Annotated in this window: 23 protein-coding genes; 14 read left to right on the forward strand and 9 right to left on the reverse strand. The window is 71.3% G+C overall.

Annotation, left to right across the window (positions count from 1 at the left end; all coding sequences use genetic code 11):
• Positions 1-8: 8 nt before the first annotated feature.
• The 10 genes from ACFUNE_RS32465 to ACFUNE_RS32510 all read left to right on the forward strand — a co-directional run bounded on the left by ACFUNE_RS32465 (position 9) and on the right by ACFUNE_RS32510 (position 8,246).
• A complete protein-coding gene (locus tag ACFUNE_RS32465) occupies positions 9-983 on the forward strand; it encodes a Rossmann-like and DUF2520 domain-containing protein (protein ID WP_383575419.1) in 975 nt (324 codons plus the stop codon).
• A complete protein-coding gene (gene panC, locus ACFUNE_RS32470; protein WP_383575420.1) occupies positions 980-1,993 on the forward strand; it encodes a pantoate--beta-alanine ligase in 1,014 nt (337 codons plus the stop codon). The genes ACFUNE_RS32465 and panC overlap by 4 nt, the downstream gene beginning before the upstream one ends.
• On the forward strand, positions 1,990-3,774 hold the full coding sequence (locus tag ACFUNE_RS32475) for an L-aspartate oxidase (protein ID WP_383575422.1): 1,785 nt from the start codon (positions 1,990-1,992) through the stop codon (positions 3,772-3,774). The genes panC and ACFUNE_RS32475 overlap by 4 nt, the downstream gene beginning before the upstream one ends.
• 2 nt (positions 3,775-3,776) lie before the next feature.
• Positions 3,777-4,820, forward strand: a complete 1,044-nt coding sequence (nadC, locus tag ACFUNE_RS32480) for a carboxylating nicotinate-nucleotide diphosphorylase (protein ID WP_383575424.1) — start codon at positions 3,777-3,779, stop codon at positions 4,818-4,820.
• Positions 4,820-5,617 carry a type III pantothenate kinase gene (locus tag ACFUNE_RS32485; protein ID WP_329230139.1) on the forward strand — a complete coding sequence of 266 codons (798 nt, stop codon included), beginning with the start codon at positions 4,820-4,822 and terminating at the stop codon, positions 5,615-5,617. The genes nadC and ACFUNE_RS32485 overlap by 1 nt, the downstream gene beginning before the upstream one ends.
• A gap of 138 nt (positions 5,618-5,755) precedes the next feature.
• Positions 5,756-6,352: a hypothetical protein gene (locus ACFUNE_RS32490; RefSeq protein WP_383575487.1), complete on the forward strand. Its 597-nt coding sequence runs from the start codon at positions 5,756-5,758 to the stop codon at positions 6,350-6,352.
• Positions 6,353-6,418: 66 nt separating this feature from the next.
• Positions 6,419-6,598 carry a hypothetical protein gene (locus tag ACFUNE_RS32495; protein ID WP_383575426.1) on the forward strand — a complete coding sequence of 60 codons (180 nt, stop codon included), beginning with the start codon at positions 6,419-6,421 and terminating at the stop codon, positions 6,596-6,598.
• 102 nt (positions 6,599-6,700) lie between these two features.
• On the forward strand, positions 6,701-7,135 hold the full coding sequence (locus tag ACFUNE_RS32500) for a BlaI/MecI/CopY family transcriptional regulator (protein WP_383575428.1): 435 nt from the start codon (positions 6,701-6,703) through the stop codon (positions 7,133-7,135).
• 129 nt (positions 7,136-7,264) lie between these two features.
• Positions 7,265-7,762 carry an amino-acid N-acetyltransferase gene (locus ACFUNE_RS32505; RefSeq protein WP_383575489.1) on the forward strand — a complete coding sequence of 166 codons (498 nt, stop codon included), beginning with the start codon at positions 7,265-7,267 and terminating at the stop codon, positions 7,760-7,762.
• 145 nt (positions 7,763-7,907) lie between these two features.
• On the forward strand, positions 7,908-8,246 hold the full coding sequence (locus tag ACFUNE_RS32510; RefSeq protein WP_383575491.1) for an Lsr2 family protein: 339 nt from the start codon (positions 7,908-7,910) through the stop codon (positions 8,244-8,246).
• Here the strand turns inward: ACFUNE_RS32510 and ACFUNE_RS32515 are convergent.
• Positions 8,225-8,809 (reverse strand): SCO3374 family protein, encoded by a 585-nt coding sequence (locus ACFUNE_RS32515; protein ID WP_383575430.1) that lies wholly within the window; start codon positions 8,807-8,809, stop codon positions 8,225-8,227. The genes ACFUNE_RS32510 and ACFUNE_RS32515 overlap by 22 nt on opposite strands.
• A 440-nt stretch (positions 8,810-9,249) precedes the next feature.
• Here ACFUNE_RS32515 and ACFUNE_RS32520 point away from each other — a divergent pair, with 440 nt between their 5' ends.
• Together ACFUNE_RS32520 and ACFUNE_RS32525 are read left to right on the forward strand one after the other, a co-directional pair.
• On the forward strand, positions 9,250-11,775 hold the full coding sequence (locus ACFUNE_RS32520) for an ATP-dependent Clp protease ATP-binding subunit (protein WP_383575432.1): 2,526 nt from the start codon (positions 9,250-9,252) through the stop codon (positions 11,773-11,775).
• A gap of 1,190 nt (positions 11,776-12,965) precedes the next feature.
• Positions 12,966-13,688, forward strand: coding sequence for a M23 family metallopeptidase (locus ACFUNE_RS32525; protein ID WP_383575434.1), 723 nt, complete (start codon positions 12,966-12,968; stop codon positions 13,686-13,688).
• A gap of 19 nt (positions 13,689-13,707) precedes the next feature.
• Here the strand turns inward: ACFUNE_RS32525 and ACFUNE_RS32530 are convergent, their stop codons facing one another.
• Complete coding sequence (locus ACFUNE_RS32530) at positions 13,708-14,295, reverse strand: TetR/AcrR family transcriptional regulator (RefSeq protein ID WP_383575436.1); 588 nt, start codon at positions 14,293-14,295, stop codon at positions 13,708-13,710.
• A gap of 136 nt (positions 14,296-14,431) precedes the next feature.
• Between ACFUNE_RS32530 and ACFUNE_RS32535 the strand changes: the two genes are divergently transcribed.
• Positions 14,432-16,021, forward strand: coding sequence for an MDR family MFS transporter (locus tag ACFUNE_RS32535; RefSeq protein ID WP_383575438.1), 1,590 nt, complete (start codon positions 14,432-14,434; stop codon positions 16,019-16,021).
• Positions 16,022-16,094: 73 nt separating this feature from the next.
• Here ACFUNE_RS32535 and cseC read toward each other — a convergent pair whose 3' ends face one another.
• The 5 genes from cseC to ACFUNE_RS32560 all read right to left on the reverse strand — a co-directional run bounded on the left by cseC (position 16,095) and on the right by ACFUNE_RS32560 (position 20,474).
• Positions 16,095-17,411, reverse strand: a complete 1,317-nt coding sequence (gene cseC, locus ACFUNE_RS32540; RefSeq protein ID WP_383575440.1) for a two-component system sensor histidine kinase CseC — start codon at positions 17,409-17,411, stop codon at positions 16,095-16,097.
• A complete protein-coding gene (gene cseB, locus ACFUNE_RS32545; protein WP_383575442.1) occupies positions 17,408-18,118 on the reverse strand; it encodes a two-component system response regulator CseB in 711 nt (236 codons plus the stop codon). Before cseB ends, cseC begins: the two co-directional genes overlap by 4 nt.
• An 11-nt stretch (positions 18,119-18,129) precedes the next feature.
• A complete protein-coding gene (locus ACFUNE_RS32550; protein ID WP_383575444.1) occupies positions 18,130-18,825 on the reverse strand; it encodes a hypothetical protein in 696 nt (231 codons plus the stop codon).
• On the reverse strand, positions 18,813-19,394 hold the full coding sequence (locus tag ACFUNE_RS32555; RefSeq protein ID WP_383575446.1) for a SigE family RNA polymerase sigma factor: 582 nt from the start codon (positions 19,392-19,394) through the stop codon (positions 18,813-18,815). Before ACFUNE_RS32555 ends, ACFUNE_RS32550 begins: the two co-directional genes overlap by 13 nt.
• 177 nt (positions 19,395-19,571) lie before the next feature.
• A complete protein-coding gene (locus tag ACFUNE_RS32560; RefSeq protein WP_383575448.1) occupies positions 19,572-20,474 on the reverse strand; it encodes an A/G-specific adenine glycosylase in 903 nt (300 codons plus the stop codon).
• Positions 20,475-20,735: 261 nt separating this feature from the next.
• Between ACFUNE_RS32560 and ACFUNE_RS32565 the strand changes: the two genes are divergently transcribed.
• The gene (locus ACFUNE_RS32565; RefSeq protein WP_383575493.1) at positions 20,736-21,548 is read left to right on the forward strand and encodes a hypothetical protein; all 813 of its coding nucleotides are present in this window, start codon (positions 20,736-20,738) and stop codon (positions 21,546-21,548) included.
• Positions 21,549-21,806: 258 nt separating this feature from the next.
• Here ACFUNE_RS32565 and disA read toward each other — a convergent pair whose 3' ends face one another.
• Together disA and radA are read right to left on the reverse strand one after the other, a co-directional pair.
• Entirely contained in the window at positions 21,807-22,931 is a 1,125-nt protein-coding gene (gene disA / locus ACFUNE_RS32570; protein ID WP_383575450.1) for a DNA integrity scanning diadenylate cyclase DisA, read from the reverse strand.
• An 80-nt stretch (positions 22,932-23,011) separates the two neighbouring features.
• Positions 23,012-24,424: a DNA repair protein RadA gene (radA, locus tag ACFUNE_RS32575; protein ID WP_383575452.1), complete on the reverse strand. Its 1,413-nt coding sequence runs from the start codon at positions 24,422-24,424 to the stop codon at positions 23,012-23,014.
• Between the last annotated feature and the right edge of the window lie 48 nt (positions 24,425-24,472).

A 24,472-nucleotide genomic window follows, 5' to 3' on the forward strand; every position in this document is an offset into this window, starting at 1 on the left:
GTCGCCGCGTGAACGCATCAGTTTCCAAGGAATCCCTCGACGCGAGGGACCGCCCCGCCCGTCTCACCGTCGGTGTCGTCGGTGCGGGACGGGTCGGCCCCGCCCTCGCCGCCGCGCTGCAGCTCGCCGGGCACCGCCCGGTCGCGGTGTCGGGCGTCTCCGACGCATCCGTGCGGCGGGCCGCCGCACTGCTCCCCGACGTCCCCCTGGTCACACCTGCCGAGGTCCTGGCACGCGCCGAGCTCGTGCTGCTGACCGTCCCCGACGACGCGCTGCCCGGCCTGGTCGAAGGCCTCGCCGAGACCGGCGCCGTGCGGCCGGGCCAGCTCCTCGTCCACACCTCCGGGCGGTACGGGACGAAGGTGCTCGACCCCGCGCTGCGGGCCGGCGCCCTCCCGCTCGCCCTGCATCCGGCGATGACCTTCACCGGCAGCTCGGTCGACGTCCAGCGGCTGGCAGGCTGCTCCTTCGGGGTCACCGCCCCCGAGGAGCTCAGGCTCGCCGCCGAGGCGCTCGTCATCGAGATGGGCGGTGAGCCCGAGTGGATCGCCGAGGAGTCCAGGCCGCTCTACCACGCGGCACTCGCCCTCGGCGCGAACCACCTGGTCACGCTCGTCGCACAGTCCATGGAGCTGCTCGGCAAAGCAGGCGTCGGGGCGCCCGACCGGATGCTCGGGCCCCTGCTCGGAGCCGCGCTCGACAACGCCCTGCGCTCCGGCGACGCGGCGCTGACGGGCCCCGTCGCCCGGGGCGACGCGGGGACGGTGTCCGCCCACATCCGGGAGCTGCGCGCGCACGCGCCGCAGACGGTGGCCGGATATCTCGCCATGGCCCGCGCCACGGCCGACCGGGCGCTGGACCAAGGCCTGCTCAAGCCGGAGTTCGCGGAGGACCTCCTCGGCGTCCTGTCGGACACCGGCGCGGTGAACGGTACGAACGGAACACACGGCCCGGACGGTTCCGGACCGGGGGAGAAGCGATGACCACCGCACCCGCCGCCCTGCTGCGCTCCGCCGCGGAGCTGGACGCCCTCGGCCGGGCCTCCGGGGCACGCCGCGCCGTCGTGATGACGATGGGCGCACTCCACGACGGCCACGCCACCCTGATCCGCGCGGCACGGGCCGCCGCGGGGCCCGGCGGCCAGGTCGTGGTCACCGTCTTCGTCAACCCGCTCCAGTTCGGCGAGGCCGCCGACCTCGACCGCTACCCCCGCACCCTGGAGGCCGACCTCGCGGTCGCCTCGGAGGCCGGTGCCGACGCGGTCTTCGCTCCCGCCGTCGAGGAGGTCTACCCCGGCGGCGAGCCCCAGGTGAGGATCACCGCGGGCCCCATGGGCGAGCGGCTGGAAGGCTCCTCCCGGCCCGGGCACTTCGACGGCATGCTCACCGTCGTCGCCAAGCTCCTCCACCTCACCCGGCCGGACGCCGCGTTCTTCGGGCAGAAGGACGCCCAGCAGCTGGCCCTGGTCCGACGCATGGTGGGCGACCTCAACTTCGGCATCGACATCGTCGCGGTACCGACCGTCCGCGACCCCGACGGCCTCGCGCTCTCCAGCCGGAACCGCTTCCTCTCCGCAGAGGAGAGGCACACCGCGCTGGCCCTGCCCAGGGCCCTGTTCGCCGCCCGCGACCGGCTGGCCGCCCAGCAGGCGCTGCACGCCCGCGCCCGGACGGCCCCGGAGCACGAGGGCCGGGCCGCCGAGCTCACCCGGCTCGGAGAGACCCGCGCGGCCGCCGACACCGAGGCCGTAGCGCTGGCCCGGCCGACCGTCGCACCCTCCGCCGTGCTGGCCGCCGCCCGCGCCGTCCTGGACGAGGCGGCCGGGGAACCCGTGCCGCTCACCCTGGACTACGTGGCGCTCGTGGACCCGGCGGACTTCACCGAGGTCCCCGACGGCCGCGTGAGCGGCGAGGCGGTCCTCGCCGTCGCGGCACGGGTGGGAGCCACCCGCCTGATCGACAACATCCCGCTGACCCTCGGAGCCCTCACGTGACCGGAATACGGCTGACCGCCCCCGCCCCCGGCTGGGCCATCGACGCGGACGTCGTCGTGGTCGGCTCGGGCGTGGCCGGTCTCACCACCGCGCTGCGCTGCGCCGCGGCCGGTCTCGCGACCGTGGTCGTCACCAAGGCCCGCCTCGACGACGGCTCCACCCGCTGGGCGCAGGGCGGCATCGCCGCGGCGCTCGGCGAGGGCGACACCCCCGAACAGCACCTCGACGACACCCTGGTCGCCGGGGTCGGGCTGTGCGACGAGGCGGCGGTGCGTGCCCTGGTCACCGAGGGCCCCGACGCCGTGCGCCGGCTGATCGACACCGGCGCGCACTTCGACACCACCGACACCGGTGCGATCGCGCTGACCCGCGAGGGCGGCCACCACCGCCGCCGCATCGCGCACGCGGGCGGCGATGCGACGGGCGCCGAGATCTCACGCGCCCTGGTCGAGGCGGTCCGCTCGGCAGCCCTGCGCATCATCGAGAACGCGCTGGTCCTGGATCTGCTCACGGACGGCGAGGGCCGGGCCGAGGGCGTCACCCTGCACGTCATGGGCGAGGGCCAGCACGACGGCGTCGGCGCCGTCCACGCCCCCGCGGTCGTGCTCGCCACCGGCGGCATGGGCCAGGTCTTCTCCGCCACCACCAACCCGCCGGTCTCCACGGGCGACGGAGTGGCGCTCGCGCTGCGGGCGGGCGCGGAGGTGTCCGACCTCGAATTCGTCCAGTTCCATCCGACCGTCCTGTTTCTCGGCGCCGACTCCGAGGGCCAGCAGCCGCTGGTCTCCGAAGCGGTACGGGGCGAGGGCGCCCATCTCGTCGACGCGTCCGGCACCCGCTTCATGCTCGGGCAGCACGAGCTCGCCGAGCTGGCGCCCCGCGACATCGTCGCCAAGGCCATCACCCGCCAGATGCACCTCCAGGGCACCGAGCACATGTATCTCGACGGCCGGCACTTCGGCGCCGAGATGTGGGAGCAGCGCTTCCCGACGATCCTCGCGGCCTGCCGGACCCACGGCATCGACCCCGTCACACAGCCCATCCCGGTGGCCCCCGCCGCGCACTACGCCTCGGGCGGCGTGCGTACGGACCTGTCGGGCCGTACGACGGTGCCCGGCCTGTACGCCTGCGGAGAGGTCGCCTGCACGGGTGTGCACGGCGCGAACCGCCTGGCGTCCAACTCCCTCCTGGAGGGCCTGGTCTTCGCCGAGCGCATCGCGGCCGACATCATCGGCACCACGGGCGGGACCGGCGCCCCCTCCGGGGCCACGCCCCGGAGCAGCCGCCCCGTGGTCGACCCCGCCGGGACCCACACCGTCCCGCTCCTCACCGCGGAGTCCCGGACCGCGATCCAGCGGATCATGACCAGGGGCGCCGGGGTCGTCCGCTCCGCCGACAGCCTCGCCGCCGCGGCCGAGGAGCTGGACGCGCTCCGCCAGGCCGCCGCCGCCGAGGAGGACGGCCCCAAGGACGCCGTACCGGGGGTCGAGGCGTGGGAGGCCACCAACCTGCTCCTCGTCTCCAGGGTCCTGGTCGCCGCCGCCCGGGAGCGCGAGGAGACCCGGGGCTGCCACTGGCGCGAGGACCGGCCCGACCGCGACGACGCGGCCTGGCGCCGCCACCTCGTCGTACGCATCACCGCGGACCGGCAGCCCGTCGTCCGCACGACGGACAGTGCCGCGTTCCCGCCCGTACGCCCCGGAGGCCCTGGGGACCCCGCGGGCACAGCACCGCCCACCAGCCTTCGCACCGACCCCGCCGACGCCCCCGAGGAGCCGTAACCGTGAGCACGCCCGAAGAGAATCCGCGCCCCACACCTGTGGACGTCCCGCTGATCCACATCGGCGCACCCGCCGCGTCCGGGGGCTGCGGCGACGGCTGCGGCTGCGGTGACGGCTACGACCCCGACGGTCTGGAGTGCGGCCTCGACCCCGCCCTCGCCCGGCTCCTGGCCGAGGCCGGACTGGACCCGGTCCAGGTCGAGGACATCGCCCACGTCGCGATCGAGGAGGACCTCGACGGGGGCGAGGACGTCACCACCGTGGCGACCGTCCCCGAGGACTCCGTCGCCACCGGCGACTTCATTGCGCGTGAGGCGGGCGTCGTCGCCGGTCTGCGCGTCGCGGAGGCGGTCCTGTCCATCGTCTGTACCGACGAGTTCGAGGTCGAGCGCCACGTCGAGGACGGTGACCGTGTCGCCCCCGGCCAGAAGCTCCTCACCGTCACCACCCGCACGCGTGACCTGCTCACCGGTGAGCGCAGTGCGCTCAACCTGCTCTGCCGGCTCTCCGGCATCGCGACCGCGACCCGCGCCTGGGCCGACGTGCTCGAAGGAACCAAGGCGTCGGTCCGCGACACCCGTAAGACCACCCCGGGGCTGCGCGCGCTGGAGAAGTACGCGGTGCGCTGCGGCGGCGGGGTCAACCACCGGATGTCGCTCGTGGACGCGGCGCTGGTCAAGGACAACCACGTGATCGCGGCCGGTGGCGTGGCCGAGGCGTTCCAGCGGGTCAGGAAGGCGTTCCCCGAGCTCGCGATCGAGGTCGAGGTCGACACCCTGGAGCAGGTGCGCGAGGTGCTCGACGCGGGCGCCGACCTGATCCTCCTGGACAACTTCACCCCGACGGCGACCGCCGAGGCGGTCGCCCTCGTCGGCGGCCGTGCGGTGCTGGAGTCCTCGGGCCGGCTCACCCTCGACACCGCCCGCGCCTACGCCGAGGCAGGCGTCGACTACCTGGCCGTCGGCGCGCTCACGCACTCCTCGCCGATCCTCGACATCGGCCTGGACTTCCGCGACGCGGCGCCGACCGACGGGGCCGACGCCTGATGCTGCTCACCATCGACGTCGGCAACTCGCACACGGTCCTCGGCCTCTTCGACGGGGAGGAGATCGTCGAGCACTGGCGGATCTCCACCGACTCCCGCCGCACCGCCGACGAGCTCGCCGTGCTGCTCCAGGGCCTGATGGGCATGCACCCGCTGCTCGGCGTCGAGCTCGGCGACGGGATCGAGGGCATCGCGATCTGCTCGACCGTCCCGGCCGTCCTGCACGAGCTCCGCGAGGTGACCCGCCGCTACTACGGCGATGTGCCCGCGGTCCTGGTGGAACCGGGCGTCAAGACGGGTGTGCCGGTCCTGATGGACAACCCGAAGGAGGTCGGCGCGGACCGCATCGTCAACGCGGTCGCCGCCGTCGAGCTCTACGGCGGCCCGGCCATCGTCGTCGACCTGGGCACGGCCACCACGTTCGACGCGGTGTCGGCGCGCGGCGAGTACGCGGGCGGGGTGATCGCGCCCGGCATCGAGATCTCGGTGGAGGCCCTCGGGGCGAAGGGGGCGCAGCTCCGCAAGATCGAGCTCGCGAGGCCCCGGAGCGTGATCGGCAAGAACACCGTCGAGGCCATGCAGTCCGGCATCGTGTACGGCTTCGCCGGCCAGATCGACGGTGTGGTCGAGCGGATGAAGAAGGAGCTGGCGGCCGACCCCGACGAGGTGACCGTCATCGCGACCGGCGGCCTTGCTCCGATGGTGTTGAAGGACTCCTCCGTCATCGACGAGCACGAACCCTGGCTGACGCTCATCGGGCTGCGCCTCGTGTACGAGCGCAACATCGCCCGGATGTAGGACGCCCCCGGTCACCTGCGGGAACGACCCGGCGGCGCGGCGCCCGACGCCGCGCCGCCGAGCGGTTAGTTAAACGGATTTTGTCCCTTTAGCACGTATTGTCGCGTCATGCCCACGCCCTATGGATCACGCGGCGGCATGGCGTTCAGTGCGGACGAGCTCCGGGTGCTCCGACGTGCTCTCGCCAACGCCCTCCACCCCACGCCCCTGCCGGAAGAGGATGTCCAGGACTGCCTGCGGCTCGCCGGCGCGGTGGACGAGGTGGTGAGCGAGGCGGGCCGGCTGCGCGCCTTCCTCCTCGCCGACCTCGCCCGCTACCGCGACGCCCTCCCCGGCTCGCTCAGCGGCTACCTGGAAATGCTCCAGGACGCCCTCGCGGCCGGTTACGACCCCCGCCCCGACGACCTCGCGGCTCTGCGCGCCCTGCGGGGCGGGCCGGTCGCGGCGGCCCTCCTGGAGCGGTGCCAGGTGCTCGCCGAGCGCTCGGTGCGGGCGCGCCTCGCCGGTCGCGCGGTGCCCGCCGCGGCCCCGGCGCCGCGCAGTCGGCTGCTGGCCCTTCCCGGCGGCCTCGCGGCGGCCAAGGAGCCCGAGCGGCCCCGGACCCCGTCGCGGCCCGCCGAGCCGGCCCGTCCGGCGGCGCCGGGCGAGCGTCCCATGCCCAAGCCGTCCGAGGTCTTCCCGCCGCGTCGGCGTCCGGCACCCGCTCCCCCGCCGGAGGAGCGCGCGGTGTCCTGACGGGCCGGAGCGTCCGTGCGGGGTGCCGGGAGTGGCCGGAATGCCGGGCTCGCTACCCTGGACGGCATGGACTACGTATCCGCGCTCGTTCCCCCCGTGGTGATGGCCGTCTTCTTCATCGGCCTCGTCAGGACGATCATCAAGAGCCAGGGTGGCCCGAACAAGGCCAAGGAGGACGCCGCCGTGGACGCGGCGCTCGCCCGCGCCGAGGCGGCCAAGCAGGCTCCGCGGCCCGGGAGCGTCTGACCCGGACCTCAGTACGAAGGGCGCACGGCTCCTCCCGAGCCGTGCGCCCTTTTGCCGTTCCAGAATTATCCCATTCCAGACATCTAGCACTAAGGTGATGCCGTGCCTCGCCAATTGGGAGAGCTGGAAGACACCGTGATGACGCGGGTCTGGCAATGGAACCGCCCGGTCACCGTGCGGGAAGTTCTCGAGGACCTTCAACAGGAACGGTCCATCGCGTACACGACCGTCATGACGGTAATGGACAATCTCCATCAGAAGGGCTGGGTCCGCCGGGAAGTGGACGGCCGGGCATATCGATATACGGCGGTCTCCACCCGCGCCGCATACTCGGCCGCACTGATGAACGAAGCCTGGTCGCAGAGCGACAACCCGGCGGCCGCGCTGGTCGCCTTCTTCGGCATGATGTCCGCGGAGCAGCGCGAAGCCCTCCGCGATGCGATCCGTGTCGTGGCGCCCACCTTCCCCGAACCGTCGGAGAGCCGGCCCGACGCCGGGGCCGCAGCCGATGAAGCGTCGCCGGAGAGCGGGCGATAGCGTCGGGGGATGTCCTCAGAGCAGTCGAAAGCCGAGCACCGCCCCGAGCCGCAAACCGGAGCTGATACCGGGACCGAAACCGGATCTCGCGCAGATCTTCATACCGGCCCGTCGGTAAATAAGCCGGCCATCACCGTCCGCCGTGCCAGGACCAGCGATGTGGCGTCCGTCCGCGGGCTCCTTGACGGCTACGTCTCCCAAGGCATCCTGCTCGACAAAGCAACGGTGACGCTTTACGAGGACATCCAGGAGTTCTGGGTCGCCGAACGCGACGAGGACGCCCGGGTCATCGGCTGCGGAGCACTCCACGTGATGTGGGAGGACCTCGCCGAAGTCCGCACTCTCGCCGTCGACCACTCCATCAAGGGCGCGGGGGTCGGGCATCAGGTCCTGGACAAGCTCTTGCAGACGGCGGGCTGGCTCGGTGTCCGCCGCGTTTTCTGCCTCACCTTCGAAGTCGACTTCTTCGCGGCGCACGGCTTCACCGAGATCGGAGAGACGCCGGTCGACGGAGATGTCTACAGCGAGCTGCTGCGTTCCTATGACGAGGGTGTCGCCGAGTTCCTGGGTCTCGAACGAGTGAAGCCGAACACCTTGGGCAACAGCCGGATGCTTCTGCACCTGTGAACGGCGGAACATGCCGGAACCCTATGTCCGAATCGCGCATGTTTCCCGCGTTCTTGCGCTCCTGAACCTCTCCCAGGGGTTTGTGTTTTCCGGGGAAAAGCGGTTTCCTTTCCGCGTACTGAATTTTTCGATGAAAGGAAATCCGGTGGCACAGAAGGTTCAGGTCCTTCTTGTTGATGACCTCGACGGTGGCGAGGCGGACGAGACCGTCACGTTCGCTCTGGATGGCAAGACGTACGAGATCGACCTCACCACGTCCAACGCGGACAAGCTCCGTGGTCTTCTCGAGCCGTACGCCAAGAGTGGACGCCGTACCGGCGGCCGCGCCGCGACCGGCCGTGGCAAGGGCCGCGCCGCCGTTGCCGGTGGCAACAAGGACACCGCCGAGATCCGTCGGTGGGCGCGCGAGAACGGCCACAACGTGAATGACCGCGGGCGCGTTCCCGCCGAGATCCGTGAGGCTTACGAGAAGGCCAACGGCTGACCTGTCGGCCGATGGGCCCACAGGTTTTTCCGGGCATGCGCGAGCCTGGCCCGGTGGCATTCCGTCGCCGCCGCGTCCACGAGTCGTACGAGATCGGGAGCATCCCCACCCCTGCTCCCGAGGCTGCCGAGGGCCGGGAGCGAGGTTTCCACCTCCCGGCGCGATCCGGGGGGCCGCAGCCAGAACGCGGCCCCCGGCGAGCCGGACACTCCGCCCGGCGGCGCCGGGGCCGTGATGTGCCCGCCGACGCCGACGGCGGTCAGGTCGAGAGCGATCCCGCCCCACTCCAGCCAGTCGAGCAGGCCGGGCAGCTCGTCCGCGCCGCCCGCGGCCACCAGTAACCGCATCCGCTGCCCCGTCACCGCCACCGGGCCGGTGCGTCCGACCTTGCGCAGCGCCGCGTGACCTGCCGCGGCCGGCAGCTCCAGCACGTCGAACCGCAGCCCCGTCAGCAGTCGCACGGGCGAGGTGCCCGTCGTGGCCCAGTCCAGTTCGTGGGCGTACCACCGCGCCCATGCGTCGGATTCCGGCGACGAGCGGGGAGGCGGGACGAGGGAAGCCATGTCCGATGAACCGCCGGATCGGCTCCGGGGTTACGCCCCGTCCAGGACCGATCGCTCAGCGTGTCCACGCCGGGGGCGTGCGGAAGCATCCGCCGGCACGAAGTTGTTCGCCCGTAGCGGAGGAAACGGGGGTGCGCCGCATGGACTGTCAGTGAGTGCGGGTAAGACATCCCTAGTGGGAAGGGGCGACACGCGGGCAAAAACGTCTCACGTTCGCCATCGGCGTACTGGCGAAAGGGCTATCTGCCTGGCCTGCGGGAACATCGTCTCGCACCATCGGGTTGGAGCAGTTGTCGGCGTTCGGGGCGGGGGATCCGCCAGGCAGCAGGGCCGGGTGTCGGCAGTTGAAATGAGCGGTCCCCGCTTGCGGGACTAAGCTGCGGAAGGACAGGGAGGGGACCTACCCCTTACTGCCTGACCGCTCTGAGGAGCGATTAACGATGTTCGAGAGGTTCACCGACCGCGCGCGGCGGGTTGTCGTCCTGGCTCAGGAAGAAGCCCGGATGCTCAACCACAACTACATCGGCACCGAGCACATCCTCCTGGGCCTGATCCACGAGGGTGAGGGTGTCGCCGCTAAGGCCCTGGAGAGCCTCGGGATTTCGCTCGAGGCGGTCCGCCAGCAGGTGGAGGAGATCATCGGTCAGGGCCAGCAGGCCCCGTCCGGGCACATCCCCTTCACTCCCCGGGCGAAGAAGGTCCTGGAGCTGTCGCTCCGTGAGGCCCTTCAGCTCGGCCACAACTACATCGGCACCGAGCACATCCTGCTCGGTCTGATCCGCGAGGGCGAGGGTGTCGCAGCCCAGGTCCTCGTGAAGCTGGGCGCCGACCTGAACCGGGTGCGGCAGCAGGTCATCCAGCTGCTCTCCGGGTACTCGGGAGGCAAGGAGGCGGCCACCGCAGGCGGCCCCGCGGAGGGCACGCCCTCCACGTCCCTGGTGCTCGACCAGTTCGGCCGGAATCTCACCCAGGCCGCTCGTGAGTCCAAGCTCGACCCGGTCATCGGGCGCGAGAAGGAGATCGAGCGGGTCATGCAGGTGCTGTCCCGCCGTACGAAGAACAACCCGGTCCTCATCGGCGAGCCCGGCGTCGGCAAGACGGCGGTCGTCGAGGGCCTGGCGCAGGCCATCGTCAAGGGCGAGGTGCCCGAGACCCTCAAGGACAAGCACCTCTACACCCTGGACCTCGGCGCCCTGGTGGCGGGTTCCCGCTACCGAGGTGACTTCGAGGAGCGGCTGAAGAAGGTCCTCAAGGAGATCCGCACCCGCGGCGACATCATCCTGTTCATCGACGAGCTCCACACCCTGGTGGGTGCGGGTGCCGCCGAGGGCGCGATCGACGCGGCGAGCATCCTCAAGCCCATGCTGGCGCGAGGCGAGCTCCAGACCATCGGTGCCACGACGCTCGACGAGTACCGCAAGCACCTGGAGAAGGACGCCGCGCTCGAGCGCCGCTTCCAGCCCATCCAGGTCGCGGAGCCGTCGCTGCCGCACACCATCGAGATCCTCAAGGGCCTGCGCGACCGTTACGAGGCCCACCACAGGGTCTCCATCACGGACGAGGCGCTGGTCCAGGCCGCCACCCTGGCCGACCGCTACATCTCGGACCGCTTCCTGCCGGACAAGGCGATCGACCTGATCGACGAGGCCGGTTCCCGGATGCGCATCCGCCGGATGACCGCGCCGCCGGACCTCCGCGAGTTCGACGAGAAGATCGCGGGTGTCCGCCGCGACAAGGAGTCGGCGATCGACTCCCAGGACTTCGAGAAGGCGGCTTCGCTCCGTGACAAGGAGAAGCAGCTGCTGGCGGCGAAGGCCAAGCGGGAGAAGGAGTGGAAGGCCGGCGACATGGACGTCGTGGCCGAGGTCGACGGCGAGCTCATCGCCGAGGTCCTGGCCACCGCCACCGGTATCCCGGTCTTCAAGCTGACCGAGGAGGAGTCCTCGCGTCTGCTGCGCATGGAGGACGAGCTCCACAAGCGCGTCATCGGCCAGAAGGACGCCATCAAGGCCCTCTCGCAGGCGATCCGCCGTACGCGAGCCGGCCTGAAGGACCCGAAGCGCCCCGGTGGCTCGTTCATCTTCGCCGGCCCGTCCGGTGTCGGTAAGACGGAGCTCTCCAAGACGCTCGCCGAATTCCTCTTCGGTGACGAGGACGCGCTGATCTCCCTCGACATGTCGGAGTTCAGCGAGAAGCACACGGTTTCCCGCCTCTTCGGTTCGCCCCCCGGCTACGTGGGCTACGAAGAGGGTGGCCAGCTCACCGAGAAGGTGCGCCGCAAGCCGTTCTCCGTCGTCCTCTTCGACGAGGTCGAGAAGGCCCACCCCGATATCTTCAATTCCCTGCTCCAGATTCTGGAGGACGGTCGTCTGACCGACTCCCAGGGCCGGGTCGTGGACTTCAAGAACACGGTCATCATCATGACGACCAACCTCGGGACCCGGGACATCTCGAAGGGCTTCAACCTGGGCTTCGCCGCCCAGGGCGACGTCAAGACGAACTACGAGCGGATGAAGGTCAAGGTCAACGAAGAGCTCAAGCAGCACTTCCGGCCCGAGTTCCTCAACCGTGTCGACGACACGGTCGTCTTCCACCAGCTCACCGAGGAAGACATCATCCAGATCGTCGACCTGATGGTCGACAAGGTGGACGAGCGCCTCAAGGACCGCGACATGGGCATCGAGCTCAGTGCCGAGGCCAAGTCGCTCCTGGCGAAGAAGGGCTACGACCCCGTGATGGGCGCCCGGCCGCTGCGCCGGACGATCCAGCGCGAGATCGAGGACATCCTCTCCGAGAAGATCCTCTTCGGTGAGCTGCGTCCCGGTCACATCGTGGTCGTGGGCACCGAGGGTGAAGGGGACGAGAAGAAGTTCTCGTTCCGTGGCGAGGAGAAGTCGGCACTGCCCGACGTCCCGCCGATCGAGCAGGCAGCGGGCGGCGGCCCGAACCTGACGAAGGACGCGTAGGGCGCCCAGCGCCTGAGCGTCGAAGGGGCTGCCCCGGACCGGTTCCCGGTCCGGGGCAGCCCCTTTTCCCGTTCCGCCGGGTGATGGCCCGCCGGGTGATGGCCCGGCACCTGCTCGACGCATCGTCGTGCCCGCCCTGCTGCCCGGAAGCCGGTCAGGTCCGGCCGGTGGGGTCCGTAGCGGGGCCGGCTGCGGGGGAGCGTGCACAGGTGAAGGTGCGGGTCGGCGCTCCGCGCACCGGCCCGCACGACGATGCGCCTGGGAGGGGAACCGGCGCCACGAGACGCCCTGCGGCGCGGCCCGGCCTCACCGTGTCGGGCGACCTCTCCCACCGGCATCACCGCGTACGGGCGTCCCTCCGCACCTGCACGGGCGCCCCCTTGCACGGCCGTCCCTCTGTACGAACGCCCCTCTGTACGGGCGTCTCCCTTGGACGGGCGCCCCTCTGTACCGGCGCTCCCCACCCCCGCAGGAGGGCCCGGCTCCTCCGTATCGGCAGCGCACCCGCAATCGGCAGCATCCCCGTCCAGGTGGCGCTCGCGGATGGTCGGCCGGTGGGGTGCCGGTGTCCCTAGGCGGCGCGGTCCGGGGCACCCGGGGCGCCGGGCTACCGCGTGCGGCACTTCCCGCGTGCGGCACTTCCCTGCGGAGATGGGCCCGCTGGAGGGCCAGGACGCCGGCCGGGGCAGCAGTGGCGCGCAACGGTCCGCCGCAGAGCCGTGCGGCCGGCCGGGACGGCCCCGGCGCGCAGCGGTCCGCCGGTTTCCGGCGGTGCCGTCAGGCCGCAGGGCCGAAGGTCCCGAAACGGGCAGGCTTCCGGCCCACCGGCGGTGACAAGGCGCACAGGCCCTTTCAGGCCTACTAGGCACGTTAGGAGTGCCGGAGGTGACCGGTACAGGGACCTTCGGCCTGCTTCAGGTGAGCCCTTCGGTGTTTGGGGCGTTATGCCCACATTGTGAGGCCGTGTCCAGGAAGGATGGTTTTGGAACTGGGGCTAAACCTGCATCGCGAAAATAATCCGGAAGATCGTCCGGTGTCGTCCGGGCGGTGGCCCGCGATGAATTCCCACCCCTTCAACTACGGCTTTTGATCGTAGATGGGGTGTTTGAGTGTTGCCCGGGGTGCGGGTTACCAAGGTGGAGCAAGCCCGGTCGAGCACCGGGTCCAGTCACCCCGGAGGTTCACACCGCATGTCGAAGCGCGTTACGTTCCAGCACTCCCGCCGCCCGTCCGTGTCCCGCGTCAGTGGCGCCGTCGTGGCCGCCGGCCTGGGTGCATCGATGGTGTTCGGCGCGGGCGCGGCGTTCGCGTCCGGCACGACGGGCACCGCGGACACCGCGGCCCTCGCCGGCGCGGCCACCGCCAACTCCGTCGCCAAGCAGGCGACCGCCCAGAGCAAGGCCGCCGCCACGGCGAAGGCCGACAAGGCCGAGAAGGCCGACGCCAAGAAGAAGGCGGCCGCCAAGAAGAAGGCCGCGGCCAAGAAGAAGGCCGGCTCGTGGGAGACCCCGGTCAACCACTACGAGCTGAGCGCCACCTACGGCACCGGCGGCGACCGCTGGGCCCACAAGCACTCCGGCCAGGACTTCGCCGTGCCGATCGGCACCAAGGTCGAGGCCGCGCACACCGGCCGGGTCGTCAAGGCGGGCCCGAACGGCGGCGGCGACGGTCCCGCGTACGGCAACGCCATCGTGATCAAGCACGCCAACGGCAAGTACTCGCAGTACGCGCACCTGTCGCAGATCGACGTCAAGATCGGCGACCGCGTGAAGACGGGCGACAAGATCGCCCTGTCCGGCAACACCGGAAACTCCAGCGGCCCGCACCTGCACTTCGAGATCCGGACCTCGCCGAACTACGGTTCCGCGCTGGACCCGGTCTCGTACCTGAAGACCGTGCACGTCAAGGTCTGACGCACCCACCCCGCAGCCGCTAGGCGGCTGCGGCCCCCGGGTCGTGGGCCCGGGTCACCAGCTCGATGGCGACCTCGAGAGCAGCCTTGCGCTTCTCCTCGGGGTCGCCTTCGGCGTCTCTGAGGGCCATCATCCCGGCGTGCATCGTGAAGAGGGCGCTGAAGCACCGCACCTGGTCGGTGAGCGGGGCGTCGGGATCCTTGATCAGGTCGACCAGGGCGATGACCCGGTGCTTGATGGTGTGGCCGATGCTCAGCTCCCGCACCGTCGCCTGGTTCTCCTGCATGAAGACGAAGAGCGGCTCGGCGGCCTTGAGCGCCTCGCTGTAGCGCACGAGGATCTCGACCTTCGTCTCCAGGGTGCGCGGCTGCCCCTCGCCCCACTCCAGGAGGGCCTCGACGGGCCGGTTCAGGTCCTCGAAGATGCTGACGAGGATGTCTTCCTTGGTCTTGAAGTGGTAGTACAGCGCCGCCTTGGTGACCTCTAGCTGCTCGGCGATCTCGCGGAGCGAGGTCTTCTCGTACCCCTGCTCCGCGAAGAGCTCCAGGGCGACGTCCTGAATGCGCTGGCGGGTGTTGCCCCGGCGCGGCTGCGGCGTGCTGCCCATGCGACTCTCCAAAGAACTTACTTGACGCCCGGCTAGTTACGGGTCTACTTTCCTCAGTGTAGCCAACTAGCCGGGCGGCAAGTAAGTGCCTGCTCGGTGGCAGACCAGGCATTCAGGGGATCAGGGGAGCACGGGCATGACGGAACTGAAGAAGGCGGCGGCCCCGTCGGCCGAGCCACAGGCGCGCAGCGTCAGGGTGGTGGTACTCGCCCTGATGATCACGATGCTGCTGGCCATGCTCGACAACCTGATCGTCGGCACCGCGATGCCGACGATCGTCGGCGATCTGGGCGGCATGGAACATCTGTCCTGGGTGGTGACGGCCTACACCCTGGCCACCGCGGCCTCCACCCCCATCTGGGGCAAGCTCGGCGACCTGTACGGGCGCAAGGGCATCTTCCTCACGTCCATCGTGATCTTCCTGGTCGGCTCGGTGCTGAGCGGCATGGCCCAGGACATGAGCCAGCTGATCGGCTTCCGCGCGGTCCAGGGCCTCGGCGCGGGCGGTCTGATGGTCGGCGTCATGGCGATCCTCGGCGACCTGGTGCCTCCCCGGGAGCGTGGCAAGTACCAGGGCATGATGGCCGGAGTCATGGCGATCGCCATGATCGGCGGGCCGCTGGTCGGCGGCGTGATCACCGACCACCTCGGGTGGCGCTGGAGCTTCTACATCAACCTCCCGCTCGGCGCGATCGCGCTGGCCATGGTCACAGCGGTGCTGCACCTGCCCCGCAAGGAGCGGTCGACGGCCAAGGTCGACTACCTGGGCGCAGCCCTCCTCACCGTGGGCATCACCGCCATCGTCCTGGTCACCACCTGGGGCGGTACGGAGTACGCCTGGGGCTCGGCCGTGATCATGGAGCTCATCGCGCTCGGCGTGGCCGCGCTCGTCGGCTTCCTCTTCGTCGAGACGAAGGCCGCCGAGCCGATCATGCCGCTGCACATCTTCCGCAGCCGCAACTTCAGCCTCATGTCCGTGATCGGCTTCATGGCCGGCTTCGTGATGTTCGGGGCGGTGCTCTTCCTCCCGCTGTACCAGCAGACGGTTCAGGGGGCGAACGCGACCAACTCCGGGCTGCTGCTCCTGCCGATGCTCCTGTCGATGATGATCGTCTCGCTGGTCGCGGGCCGGATCACCACGAGCACCGGCAAGTACAAGGTCTTCCCGATCGTGGGCAGCGTCCTGATGGTCACCGGCCTGTTCCTCCTCTCCACGATGGACACCGGCACGACGCGCTTCACCTCCGGCATCTACATGGCGGTGCTCGGAGCGGGCATGGGCTTCCTGATGCAGATCACGATGCTCGTCGCGCAGAACAGCGTCGAACTCAAGGACATGGGTGTCGCCTCGTCCGCGACCACCCTCTTCCGTACGCTCGGCAGCTCCTTCGGAGTCGCGATCATGGGAGCCCTGTTCACCGGGCGGGTGCAGGACGAGATGGCGGCCCGCGGAGGCGGCGGGGCGACCGAGAGGTCGGCGCAGCTGGACGACGCGAGCCTGCGGCAGCTGCCCGACGCGATGCGTGACGCCTACGAGTACGCCGTGGCCTCGGGGACGCACATCGCCTTCCTGGTGGGCGGCTCGGTCGCCGTGGTGGCCCTGCTGGCGGCGCTGTTCGTGAAGGAGGTCCCGCTGCGGGGCACGGTGAAGCCGGAGGCCGGCCCCGACTCCGGCGGAACCGCGCCCGCCGTCACACCGGCGGCGAAGAAGTCGCAGACCGTCTGAGTACGGCCCTGACGCGGAGACGGGCCCCGGAGACACCATGTCTCCGGGGCCCGTCTCCTCTGCCCCGGTCCGGTCACTCCTGCCGCAGCACGGGGAAGCTTCCGGTGTTCGTCGGCGCGTGCTCGGGCAGCCACAGCACCGCGACCGCCCCGCCCGTGCCGTCGGTGCCCCCGGCGGGCCCCGCGTTGCGGAACGTCAGCCGGGCCCCCAGGACCCGCGCCTGACCCGCGGCGATGGTCAGCCCCAGGCCGTGGCCGCGTCCGGACCTGTCGCTGCTCCCGGTACGGAACCGGCTCGGCCCCTCCCGCAGCAGCGCCTCGGGGAAACCGGGTCCGTGATCGCGGACCCGCAGCACCCTGCCCTCGACCGTGACCTCGACCGGGCCCGCCCCGTGCTTGGCGGCGTTCCCCAGCAGATTGCCCAGGATGCGCTCCAGCCGCCGCGGATCCGTGGACACCCAGGACTCGTGCACCACCCGCACCGTGATCTCCGGATCCAGCAGCCGCACCCGGCGGTCCACGAACTCGCCCAGGGGCAGCTCCTGCAGCTCGGCCCGCTCCGAGGCGCTGTCCAGCCGGGCCACCTCCAGGACGTCCTCGACCAGGGTCCGCATCGCCTGGGCCCGGTCCCGTACGAGCTCCGTGGGCCGGCCGGGGGGCAGCAGCTCGGCCGCGGTGAGCAGTCCGGTCACCGGGGTGCGCAGCTCGTGGGCGATGTCCGCGGTGACCCGGCGCTCCGCCTCGATCCGTTCGTTCAGCGCGTCCGTGAGGGCGTCCACGGCCCGGGCCAGCTCGTCGGTCTCGTCCCGTACGACACCGCCGACGGCCTCCCGCACGCGTACCTCGGTGTTGCCCTGGGCGACCTTCCCGGCGGCGGCCGCCGCCTTGCGCAGTCTCCGGGACAGCTGGCCGCCGATCAGCACCCCCAGCGCGCAGCCGCCGAAGACGACCGAGACCGACCCGATGACCAGGGCACGGTCGAGGTCGCCCATGATCGTGGCGCTGCGGTCGGCGAAGCGGGTGTGCAGGGACAGTACGTCGCCGTTGGCCAGCGGCACGGCCGCCCAGACGTCGGGCACCCCGTCGTCGTACTCGTCGACATGGGTGGCCCGCCGGTTGTCCCGTATCTGGTCCCGCAGGCTCTTCGGCAACGACGGGTCGTTGATCTTGGAGCCGAATTTCGGCGAGGGCTTCTGGGTGTTCGTCGCCTCGTACAGCCGCTGGGCGAAGAGCAGCCGCTCCAGCTGCACCTCGCGCGCGTTCTCCAGCATCGACACACGGGCGGCGTTGTGGACGACGAGGCTCAGCGCCAGCGCGATGAGCGCGCCGACGGCGGCGATCGCGATGCTGATCTTCCAGCGGACCCCGGTCCGCAGCGCCAGCCGCCTCATGCGCGGAGCTTGTAGCCGAAGCCGCGGACCGTCTCGATCCGGTCCTGCCCGATCTTGGTGCGCAGCCGCTGCACATGGACGTCGACGACCCGGGTGTCCCCGCCCCAGCCGTAGTCCCAGACCCGTTCCAGGAGCCTGTCGCGGGAGAGCACCGTGCCGGGCGCCGCGGAGAACTCCAGCAGCAGCCGCATCTCCGTCGGGGTCAGGGCCACGTGCGAGCCCTCCCGGCGTACCTCCATGCCCTCGGTGTCGATCTCCACGTCGCCGAAGACCAGCATCCCGCCGGCCTCGTCCGGTGTCCCGTCGGCGCCGGGGGGCGTCCCGCCCGCACCGGCGGCGTGGCCGAAGCGCCGCAGCACGGCGCGGATGCGGGCGACGAGGACAGCCCCGTCGAACGGCTTGGTGACGTAGTCGTCGGCCCCGGCCTCCAGACCGAGCACGACGTCGATCGAGTCGGCCCGTGCCGAGAGCATGATCACGGGCACGGTCGACTCGTCGCGGATGCGCCGGCACAGACTGACCCCGTCCAGGCCCGGCACCATCACGTCCAGCAGGGCGATGTCCGGGCGGTCCGCCCGGAAGGCCTCGAGGCCCAGCAGGCCGTCGGGCACAGCGGTGACCGTGAAGCCGACCCGCTCCAGTGCGAGCTGGGTGGCCTCACGGATGACGTCGTCGTCCTCGACGAAGAGGACATGGGTATCGGCCATGCGAGCGGCTCTCAGTTCTGCGTCGTCTGCGGTGCGGGGAGGTCGCCCTCCCCGCCGCCGACGGCCCGGTTGAAATCGTTGTGCACGCGGTCGGTCTCGGTGAACCGGCCCCCGGCCCAGTGGTAGGTGACGACGTCCTCGCCGGAGGGGTACGCGACCGAGTCCTTGGACCCGTACACCTGCGTCGTCACCACCAGGTCACCCCGGTCGATGGTGCCGTAGACCGCGGGCACCTCGGCGGCGAAGACGTTCTCGTACGAGCCGTCGGTGCGCTGCCGGTAGGCGTAGGTGCCGACCCCCACCGAATCGCCGCAGGTCATCACGTTGACCACGACGTCGGCCGCCGGGCCGTCGGTGAGCGTGCCGTACGAGGTGTCGACCGGGTACTCGTCACCGGTGCAGGGCTTCAGGTCGGCCTTGAGCTGACGGCTCACCTTCGGGTCGCCCTTGACGAGGGTCACGGCGTCGACCCTCGGAAAGGGCTTGGCCGTCCCGGTGGGCGAGGCGCTCGACGGTGCCGCACGGGCGACCTGCTGGGTGGCGGCAGGGCCCTCGTCGCGCGTACCCGTGCCTCCGGTGGAACAGCCGGAGCAGAGCAGCCCGAAGGCGGCGAGCCCGGCCACCGCCGCGCTCCCCGCCGCCAGACCGGCCCCGAGTCCTCCGCGGCCGGTGGTCGTGCTCCCTCTGCCGCCCGTCAGGCCGCGCACCGCTCCCGCCCCCGCTCGTGACGCCTGTCCGGCTGTGCCGGCACCCGCGCCGGTGCCACCTCGGCCTCATGGCTCCGGGCCGCACGGTCCTCCAGCTCCTGGCGCAGTCGTGCCAGGGCGCGGTGCAGCGTGCTCTTCACCGTACCGGCGGACATACCGAGCGCCGCCGCCGTCTCCTCCGTGCTCATCTGCTCCCAGTGTCGCAGCACGACGACGCTGCGCTGCTTCGGAGCCAGCACCCCGAGGACGTCGATGAGCAGGGCACGGTCGGCGCGCTGCTCGGTACCGTCGTCGACGCTCGCGTCGGGCAGCTGCTCGGTGGGGACCTCGTCGAGCTTGCGGGCCCGCCACCACTCCGTACGCGTGTTGATCATGACGCGGCGCAGGTAGGCGTCGGCGAGGGACTTGTCGGCGATGCCGTCCCAGCGGCCGAGGGTCCGGACCAGGGCGGTCTGCAGCAGGTCCTGCGCGTCCACCGGATCGGGCACGAGCCGGCGGGCACTGCGCAGCAGCGCGTCCTGCCGGGTCCGTACGTACTCCTCGAAACCGAGCACCTCGCCCTGCGCCATGAAAACCGCCTCCGACCCCGTGAATCCCCGTGTACCGCCGTCGGCAGGATGGTCCCGTTCGCCGACGTCGGTGACGTTACGGAGGCGTTGTCACGAGGGTGTGCGGAGCAGCCGTACGCGGACGCACGGCTGTCCATCGGTTGTGTAACAGCCGGTGGACAGCCCGCCGGTGCGCCGTCAGGTCAGCGGAAGCCGGTACCGGCCGTTCGCCAGGGGCTCGACCAGGCCGTCGGCGACGAGCCCGTCCAGGGCGCGCGCCCGCTGCACCGGCTCCTCCCACACAGAGTCCAGCGCGGACTGCGGCACCGGTGTGACCGCGTCGCGCAGCACCGCGAGCAGCCGCCCGCGGACCTGCCGGTCGGTGCCGGCGTAGGTCTGGCCACGGCGCGGCGGCCCCTGGTGGGCCGGCTTTCCGGCCAGCCGCCAGGCGCACTGTCCGGCGATCGGGCAGCGCGTGCAGTCCTCGTTCTTCGCGGTGCACACGAGTGCGCCGAGTTCCATCGTGGCCGCCGCCCAGCGGGCGGCGCGCTCGTCCTCCTCGGGGAGCAGTGCGCGGGCGAGCTTGCGCTCGGCCGCGGTGGTCGCGTTCGGCGGGTACTGGATGCCGGTGGCGGCCCGGGCGAACACCCTGCGGACGTTCGTGTCGAGCACGGCATGACGCTGCCCGTACGCGAACGAGGCCACGGCCGCGGCAGTGTACTCCCCGATCCCGGGCAGTGCGAGCAACTGACCGTGCTCGCTCGGCACGTCGCCCCCGTGACGTTCCGTTATCGCCTGCGCGGCTCCGTGCAGCCGGAGCGCGCGCCGCGGGTAGCCGAGGCGGCCCCAGGCGCGGACCGCCTCTCCCGGCGCGTCGGCGGCCAGGTCCGCGGGGCGCGGCCAGCGGGCCACCCACTGTTCGTAGACCGGGAGGACTCGGTTCACCGGGGTCTGCTGCAGCATGAACTCGCTCACCATCACACCCCAGGCACCCGCTTCGGGGCGGCGCCAGGGCAGATCGCGGGCGTGCTGCTCGAACCACCCGATGACGGGGGTATGGAGGGAGGCGGGGGGCGTCTGTGTCGAAGTCGTGGCAGTCATCGCACCTACGATCCTGGCACGGAAGAGGGGGAGTCGCGCACGGCTGCGGGGGTGTCGGCCCGGTCGAGGGCTCAGGGGGTGATAACGCCACCCGTTCTGTCCCTTCGTACGGGGCGGACGATGTCCGAGTCGGTGCAAAGCGGTTGGAAGCGCCCGGGAACGGCCGCTCCGTGATGATGATCCGGAAAACTTGTCGATCAGAGCGGCGGTTGGGGGCCGGAGTTGGCCTTGATCTCTCGTAGAGTTCGGGCCGTGGGATCTATGCGCAATCCGGTCGGGCCGCTTCCCTCCAGCATCTACTGGCGTCGGAGATCAGTGGCGGTGCTGGTGATCGCGCTGCTCGCGGCCGTGATCGCGTGGGCCGTCACCTCAGGGGGCGGCAGCGGCGGCGGGAAGGACGACGGGAAGCCCGGGGACTCCGCGCCCCCTCCGTCCATCACTCCCGGACCTTCGAGTTCCGGCCCGGTCGTCGGCCAACCTCCCGGCGGACGCGACGAGTCGGACGACCCCGGCGCCGGCACCGGCGCGGGCGGGGGCTCCGCGGGAACCGGCGGGGACGCCGGTTCGGGTGGCGCGTCCGGTTCGGGTGGCGCGGGAGCCGGTGGCACCGCGTCGGCGGGTACGAGCACCGGGGGCGGGACGGCCGGCCAACAGGTACCGGCCGGATCCTCGCTCCCCAACTGCACGCCCGCCGTGCTCCAGTTGAGCCTGAAGACGAGTCTCAGCTACGGCCCCGACGACAAGCCGGAGTTCCGGCTGAGTGCCAGGAACACCTCGGCTTCCGACTGCAAGGCCGACTTCGGCCCGAAGAGCGCCGTGCTCACGATCACCGAAGCCGGTGAGGACGACGAGGAGCTGTGGTCCTCCGAGGACTGCCCGAAGGGCGGCGCCTACTTCCTGAGGGTCCCGGCGGGAGCGACGGTCGTGCACACGGTGGAGTGGGACCGAAAGGGGAGCGCGCCCCGGTGCGCGACACCGCCCACCGGCACCGCCGCCCCGGGGACCTATCTGCTGGAGGCGAAGGTCCCGGGCGAGACCGTCCAGCGGGCCTCGTTCGTCCTGGCCAAGGACTGACCTGCCGGAGCTGCCCGCAGGGGCGCCTCGAAGACGGATGCCTCTGAGACGGATGCCCCGGAGAGGCCCTCCGGGGGCACCCTCACGAGGTCCGGGAGGGCATCCATGGCGCCGCCCGGACGTACGGGCGCCCCGGCCTCACTGCTCCGAGGCGTCCGCTCCGGACGTACGGCTCCGAGGCGTCCGGCCCCGGCCTCACTGCTCCGAGGCGTCCGCTCCGGACGTACCGCCCCGGACGTCCGCTCTAGACGTACCGCTCTAGACGTACCGCTCGAGGATCGACGACTCCGCGAGCCGCGAGAGCCCCTCGCGCACGCTCCGGGCCCGGGCCTCGCCGACTCCGTCCACGGCCTGGAGGTCGTCCACGCTCGCGGCGAGCAGCTTCTGCAGGCCGCCGAAGTGCTCCACCAGCCGCTCGATGATCGCCCCGGGCAGCCGCGGCACCTTCGCCAGCAGCCGGTAGCCCCGAGGGGAGACCGCCGAGTCCAGCGTCTCGGGTGAGCCGCTGTATCCCAGCGCCCGTGCCACCACGGGCAGTTCGAGCAGCTCGGTGTGGGTGAGCGTGTCCAGCTCGGCCAGCGCCTCCGCCACCGTGCGGGACCGCTTCGCGGTCGGCTCGGGCACGTAGTCGCGCACGACCAGCTCCCGCTCGGGCTCGACACCCGCGATCAACTCGTCCAGCTGGAGCGACAGGAGGCGCCCGTCGGTGCCCAGCTCCACCACGTACTCGGCGATCTCGGTCGCGATGAGGCGCACCATCTCCAGCCGCTGCGAGACCGCCGCCACGTCCCGGACGGTCACCAGGTCCTCGATCTCCAGTGCGGAGAGCGTCCCGGCGACCTCGTCCAGCCTGAGCTTGTACCGCTCCAGGGTGGCGAGCGCCTGGTTGGCGCGGGACAGGATCGCGGAGGACTCCTCCAGGACCCGCCGTTCGCCGTCGACGTAGAGCGCGATCAGGCGCATCGACTGGGAGACCGAGACCACCGGGAAACCGCACGCCTTGGACACGCGGTCCGCCGTGCGGTGACGGGTGCCCGTCTCCTCGGTGGGGATGGAGGCGTCCGGGACCAGCTGGACGCCGGCCCGCAGGATCTTGGTCATGTCCTTGTCGAGGATCATCGCGCCGTCCAGCTTGCACAGTTCACGCAGGCGCGTCGCGGCGAAATCCACGTCGAGCACGAAGCCGCCGGTACACATGGATTCGACGGTTCTGTCCATGCCGAGAACGATCAGGCCGCCGGTGTTGCCCCGGAGGATGCGCTCCAGGCCGTCGCGGAGGGCCGTTCCGGGCGCGACCGCGCTCAACGAGGCGCGCATCAGCGCCTCGTTACCCGTGCCTTGGCCGGACTTTCCGGGCGATGCTGCCCGGTCGTTGGCTGCCACTGCACTCCTCCGGTCACAGGTTTGCGGTGCCCTTGCGTCCCTCATACCGTTCGTACGGGCGGGCGAGACCAGGGCAAAGTCTACCGGCGTGCGCCGTCCTCCTGTGGTCCGTCCGGCCGAGACCGGCGGGGGAGGACTCTCAGGGCGTCGCCCATGTCGGCCACTTCCGTGACCTTCATACCGGCCGGGACCTGTCCCGGGTCCCTCGGGACCAGGGCGTGCTTGAACCCGAGACGGTACGCCTCCGCGAGCCTGCGCTGGACCCCCGTCACCCTTCTGACCTCCCCGGCAAGGCCCACTTCGCCGATCGCGACCAGGTTTTTCGGGAGCGGTGTGTCGCTGGCCGCACTGGCCAGCGCCAGGGCGATCGCGAGGTCCGCGGCCGGCTCGGTGAGCTTCACGCCGCCCACTGTCGCGCTGTAGATGTCCCGCTTGCCGAGCGCGCTGATCCGGCCGCGCTGCTCCAGAACGGCCAGCATCATCGAGACCCGCGAGGTCTCCAGGCCCGAGGTGGTGCGCCGGGGGGAGGGGATCTGGGAATCGACCGTCAGCGCCTGGACCTCGGCGACGAGCGGACGCTTGCCCTCCAGCGTGACCGTGAGGCAGGTGCCGGGAACCGGCTCGTCACGGCGGGTGAGGAAGAGCCCGGAGGGGTCGGCCAGGCCGGTGATGCCCTCGTCGTGCAGCTCGAAGCAGCCGACCTCGTCCGTGGCGCCGTAGCGGTTCTTGACACCCCGTACGAGCCGGAGGCGTGCGTGCCGGTCGCCCTCGAAGGACAGCACCACGTCGACGAGGTGTTCCAGGAGCCGCGGTCCGGCGATCGCGCCGTCCTTGGTCACATGGCCCACCAGGAGCGTCGACATGCCGCGCTCCTTGGAGGCGCGGATGAGCGCTCCCGCGACCTCGCGGACCTGTGCCATGCCGCCGGGCGCACCGTCGATCTCCGGTGAGGCGACGGTCTGCACGGAGTCGAGGACGAGGAGGGACGGCTTGACCGCGTCCAGATGCCCCAGGACCGCGGAGAGGTCGGTCTCGGCAGCCAGATAGAGGTGGTCGTTGATCGCCCGGATCCGGTCCGCCCGCATCCGCACCTGACTGGCGGACTCCTCGGCCGTGACGTAGAGGGTGCGGTGGTCGTCGCTCGCCGCCTTGGCCGCCACGTCCAGCAGCAGGGTCGACTTGCCGACGCCCGGCTCGCCCGCGAGCAGCACCACGGCGCCCGGCACGAGGCCGCCGCCGAGCACCCGGTCCAGCTCGCCGACCCCGGTCGAGCGCGCGGTGGCCTGCCGGCTGTCGACCTGGCCGATCGGCAGGGCGGCGGTGGAGACACGGCCTGCCGCCGTCGTCCGGATCGCGGGGGCGCCGCCGAACTCCTCGACCGTCCCCCAGGCCTGGCACTCCGGGCAGCGGCCGAGCCATTTGGCGGTCGTCCAGCCGCATTCGGTGCAGCGGTAGGACGGCCGGTCCTTCGCGGATTTCGTACGGGCAGCCATGGCGCCACCGTATAGGCGAGGTCTGACAGCACCGGCCGCGGGCGCGGG

Source organism: Streptomyces sp. NPDC057287 (genome assembly GCF_042667905.1).
GTDB lineage: Bacteria > Actinomycetota > Actinomycetes > Streptomycetales > Streptomycetaceae > Streptomyces.